4 protein-coding genes are annotated in these 5,242 nt (G+C 41.8%); all 4 read left to right on the forward strand.

The genetic code is table 11. From position 1 onward, the window contains the following. Nucleotides 1-453, forward strand: a 453-nt coding sequence (locus H6F50_RS25160; protein WP_242029206.1) for a DNA sulfur modification protein DndB, incomplete at its 5' end; no start/stop codon positions are given. Continuing rightward, a complete protein-coding gene (locus H6F50_RS25165) occupies nt 450-1,403 on the forward strand; it encodes an HNH endonuclease (protein WP_190430795.1) in 954 nt (317 codons plus the stop codon). The genes H6F50_RS25160 and H6F50_RS25165, both read left to right, overlap by 4 nt. Nucleotides 1,404-1,421: 18 nt before the next feature. Beyond that, entirely contained in the window at nt 1,422-3,008 is a 1,587-nt protein-coding gene (gene dndC, locus H6F50_RS25170) for a DNA phosphorothioation system sulfurtransferase DndC (RefSeq protein ID WP_190430796.1), read from the forward strand. A 58-nt stretch (nt 3,009-3,066) separates the two neighbouring features. After that, on the forward strand, nt 3,067-5,052 hold the full coding sequence (gene dndD / locus H6F50_RS25175) for a DNA sulfur modification protein DndD (protein ID WP_190430797.1): 1,986 nt from the start codon (nt 3,067-3,069) through the stop codon (nt 5,050-5,052). Nucleotides 5,053-5,242 lie beyond the last annotated feature (190 nt).

Consider the following 5,242-nt stretch of genomic DNA (forward strand, 5'->3'; position numbering starts at 1 on the left):
CTCAACAGCATCTATAATGCTACTCTTGCCCTGCTAACGGATCGCCAGGAGACTGAACAGCAGATTGAACGAGCAGTCCGTTACTGGAATGCAGTTAGTCGCTATATCCCAGCTTGGGAGCAAGTTCTACACGGGAAGGTCAGTGCAGGCGAAATTCGGCGGGATTACGTGCATAGTCACGCGATCGCGATCGCGAGTTTAGGCGCTGTTGGAGCAAGTTTGCTGTCGCTTTACCCGGAAAACTGGGACTCACATCTAGAAGGTTTGCAACAAATCGACTGGTCGCGATCTAATCCTGATTGGGAAGGGATAATTATGTCTAGTGGTGGGATTTCTAAATCCCGCACGAGTGTCAATCAGATGAGTGCTTATATTAAAAAGCACCTGAATTTGCTGCTGACACCGCAGGAGGAAAGGTTAGAGAATGCCCGTCTAATAAGGAGGGAGAAATGAGTGCAGGAGAATACCCAGAAAATCAAAGGAATTTAGCGTACTACTACCAACGTTTTTCTGAGCTTAATGTGAGTAGTAGCCGTCAACGTGGGAATGCTCATTATAAGCCAATACTGCTGTTATCGGTAATCGATTTAATCGCACAAAATTTGATTGCCGATAATCAGATTACTGTTTCAGATGATTTGATTAACACTTTCAATAAATATTGGAATATCCTGGCTTCTACGTCTTATAAGGGGGGTCTACACTATCCATTTTTTCATTTACAAAGTGACGGATTTTGGCATCTGGAATTTAAGCCTGATTTTAATGGGTTACAACCTAAAACCACTAACAAGCTAAAAGATGCTGTTAAGTATGCTTATTTAGATGCCGAGCTGTTTAATTTACTACAAGACCAATTTTCCAGACAAGAGTTAATTGATATTCTTGTTGGGTCTTGGTTTTTATATAATCGTAAGAGAATAGAGGAAATATTAAACATTAATCAAAATTTTCAAGAGACAAATAGACTTGAGTTAGAGGCTATAGAACAGGAGCCAAAGTTTATTTTCAGAAAGTCAGTGGTTAGAAATGCTTTTTTCCGAAAAGCCATTGTACATATTTATGACTACCGATGTGCATTTTGTAAATTGAAAGTGGCTAGAACTATCAATCAAACTATTGTAGATGGCGCACACATTAAACCATTCGCACAATTTTATAATAGTAAAGCAGATAACGGAATATCATTATGTAAAAATCATCATTGGGCATTTGATTATGGTTGGTTTGGAATTGATGACAATTTTAAAATTTTAGTTGCCAGTGGCTTAGAAGAAGAATCCCCAAATGCTAAACCTATTAAGGCGTTTCAGGGTGAGCTTATTCTACTGCCAACTTCAGAGCAATACTTTCCAAGCCTTGAAGCGCTACAGTGGCATCGCAAAAATGTATTTAAATTATAAAAAACAAAGGTTGCCAATATGACAGAAATACAAACGTCCCTATTTCCACCACGCACAGTTTCGGAATTAGTAGAAGACATAAAAAATCTCAATAAAGAAATCCAAGATTTATATTGTTTAGACGAAATCCCTTGGATTTTAGGGTATTCAGGTGGGAAAGACAGCGGAACAGTAGTTCAGTTAGTTTGGAATGCGATTGCAGAATTAGCTCCGGAAAAACGAACAAAAAAGATATACGTAATTACAACAGATACATTAGTAGAAAATCCTATAGTTTCTGCTTGGGTACGTAAATCGTTGGAGCTAATGAAATCTGCCGCTGAAGCACAAGAATTACCAATAGAACCTCATTTGCTTTATCCAGATATCAAAGACACTTTTTGGGTTAACCTGATTGGCAAGGGATATCCCTCGCCGCGCCATAGATTCCGATGGTGTACTGAACGCCTAAAAATCCAACCTTCTAACCGCTTTGTGCGTGATGTAGTAAGAGCAAATGGAGAGGTAATTCTTGTCTTAGGCACTCGCAAAGCAGAAAGTGTTAAACGAGCTACTTCAATGGAAAAACATGAAGTAGGTCGAGTCAGCGACCGCCTTAATCATAATTCTAGTTCACTTAAGTCTTTGCTTTACCACAGCCCTAGTTTACCTAATTCTTTGATTTATAGCCCTATCCAGGATTGGCGAACTGATGAGGTCTGGATTTATTTGAATCAGTGGCAAAATCCTTGGGGAAATAGTAATAAGGATCTATTTACGATGTACCGGGGTGCAACCGCAGATAATGAATGTCCCTTAGTAATTGATACTTCTACCCCCAGTTGTGGTAGTTCGCGCTTTGGCTGCTGGGTTTGCACAATGGTGAATCAAGATAAATCGATGGAGGCAATGATCCAGAATGATGAAGAAAAAGAATGGATGCAACCTCTACTCGATATCCGCAACGAATTGGACGTCGAGGATGATTATGATAGAAGAGATTTTCGGCGCATCTGGGGAAATGTCCAACTCTTCGAGCGTAATGTTGATGACCAGACCTCAGTTGAACCAGTCCCCGGCCCCTATACAAAATACTGGCGAGAACATTGGTTGAGACGAGTCTTAGAAGCACAAACCCAAACTCGCCGCACTGCTCCTCTAGAAATGCGCGACATCACCCTAATTACCCAGGATGAATTAAGCGAAATTCGCCGCATTTGGTTAGAAGAAAAACACGAATTTGATGATAGTTTGCTGCGTATTTACGAAGAAGTCACAGGCGAATCGTTCCAAGACATTCGTCCTGGTGCTGAGAGGAAACTCCTAGGTACTGACGAGTGGGAAGTTCTACAAGAAATCTGCAATGATGAAATGCACCTAGAACTGATGGCGAAACTGCTAGATACAGAACGCCAATTTCATGTCAAATCGCGGCGCGGCGTCTACGAGAAATTGGATAAATGCTTTGAAAGCAGTTCTCGATCGAAAGAGGATGCAATTCAAAATGCCCACGAAAAGCGGGACTTAAAAAATGCTGTTGTAGAAGGTGATATTGATAAAGTGAAACAGCTAAGTTGGGCAAGCATGAAATTTCCATCGCCAAAAGTAGATGACGCTAATGAATAAGTGCTGTTTATTCCCGATTACCCATTAGTTGTTACCGATTACCTGTTCTCAATAAGCTGTGATATTTCTCGAACTCGTCCTGCAAAATTTTGGCCCTTACCTTGGGCGACAAGTCATCGACCTCCGCCCCGAAACGGATGAAAATACTCGCCCGATTATCTTAATTGGCGGCATGAACGGCGGCGGTAAAACGACCCTCATGGACGCCATTCGCCTTGCTTTATACGGTTCTCGCGCCCAATGTTCTACACGCGGCAACTTAAGCTATAACGACTTTCTTACCCAGTCAGTCAACCGCAATACCCCACCCACCGAAAAAGCCCGGATTGAATTAGCTTTTGAAGTCATTCAAGACGACAAACCCACTATTTTAAGAGTCGTCCGATATTGGGAAAAGGAACCCAAAGAGGGAAAAGACACCCTTGGTATTCTAGTAGATGAAGAATGGCCCGATAAAGCCCTTGCCAACACCTGGGACGAATATATCGAGAACCTGTTACCGCTGGGAATTTCTAATCTATTTTTGTTTGACGGCGAACAGGTAAAAGAACTTGCCGAATTAGATACTCCACCCCCTTTAGTTGTCGGGGCAATTCAATCGCTATTAGGCTTAGAACTATCAGAACGTCTATCCGCAGATTTAGATGTCCTCGTTAGCCGTAAGCGCAAAGAAATTGCTAGCGCTAAAGAACTCGCTACGTTAGAAGAAATTGAACAAAAACTTAATGTACAAAAAGATGAATTAGATGCTGCAAAACTAGAAATAAGTTCTGTGCAAACTAAGTTAGATAGGGCTGAAGAGAAGCAGCGTGAAGCCTCTGAAAAATTTCTGTACGAAGGTGGAAAACTTGCAAGCGATCGCAACCGTCTAGAAAAACAAAAAGATCATTTCACAACCCAAGCAGAAAAGGCGCGGGAGTCGCTGCGAGAATTAGCTGCTGGTAGCTTTCCCCTCACCTTAATTTCTCCTCTGCTTGAACAAGCTAAATGCCAAGCGGAAAAGGAAAGCCGCCAACAACAGAAAAAAATCGCACGGGATGTTTTGATAGAACGAGACTATCGCCTCTTAAATTATATTGAAGAGTTGTCATTAGTTTCCGAGCAACTTGACAAAATCAAATTTTTCCTACAACAAGAAAATCAACAACTTGAGCAAGAAATTACCGCTACTGAAAGTCCCTGGTTATTAGCAGAATTAGAAGAAATCAAGGAACTGGATAATTTCTTAAGTTTTGGCATAAATACCGCTAAGTTTAGAGCCAAAGAAAAACTAGAAGAACTAGAAAACCTAGAAATTGAGATAGATGCTCTCGATAGACAGATAGCCACTGCTGCTTCCCCAGAAGCGTATCAAAAACTACAAGATGCTGTTAGGGAAACAAATAATGCAGTCGCGAAAGCTCAAGTTGCTCATGAAATGGCTACCCGCCGTTGTGAAGAATTAAATAGAGCGATCGCTAAAACCAAAAAAGAATTAGCAGACTATAGTGAAGACAATATCAAGCTAAAGAATAATCAGCACATTATCGCCTCTGTTGCCAAAGTTCAAGCGACTCTGAAGCTATTTCGGGAAAAATTAACCCTGAAAAAACTCAATAAATTAGAAATTGAAGTAACCGAGTGTTTCCGTTATCTTCTGCACAAATCTGACTTAGTGCATCGGGTAGCCATTGACACCCAAACCTTCAGCCTTTCTATCTACGATCCGCAGGGACAACCCGTACCAAAGCATCGCCTCTCAGCCGGAGAAAAGCAATTACTAGCGATCGCTTTCTTATGGGGATTAGCACGAGTCGCCGGACACCACTTACCTGTAGCAATCGACACACCGCTGGGGCGACTAGATTCTTCGCACCGACAGAATTTAGTTGAGCGATATTTTCCCTCTGCGAGTCATCAGGTGATTCTATTATCCACCGATACTGAGGTTGGCAAAACTGAAGCCGAAAGGTTGCGAGAATTGGATGCGATCGCTCACGAGTATCTGCTGAAGTATGACACAAGCGATCGCCAGACAACCGTAGTACCCGGTTATTTCTGGTGATCTCACAATTCTATGTGAGTAAAGAGGGCGAATAGAATTCGCATCTACGCCAACCCCCCTTACCCCCCTTCGGAAGAAGCAGGGTGGTTTCATACAAAAAAAGAAAAAACTTTCTGGAGTTGGTTAGCTAAAGCCCGTTGTGCCTGTGGGATAGTGCGGAAACCAAGATATCTGGCAATAGTGATAAAAA

The sequence above is a fragment of the Coleofasciculus sp. FACHB-712 genome, assembly GCF_014695635.1.
Classification (GTDB): domain Bacteria; phylum Cyanobacteriota; class Cyanobacteriia; order Cyanobacteriales; family FACHB-T130; genus FACHB-T130.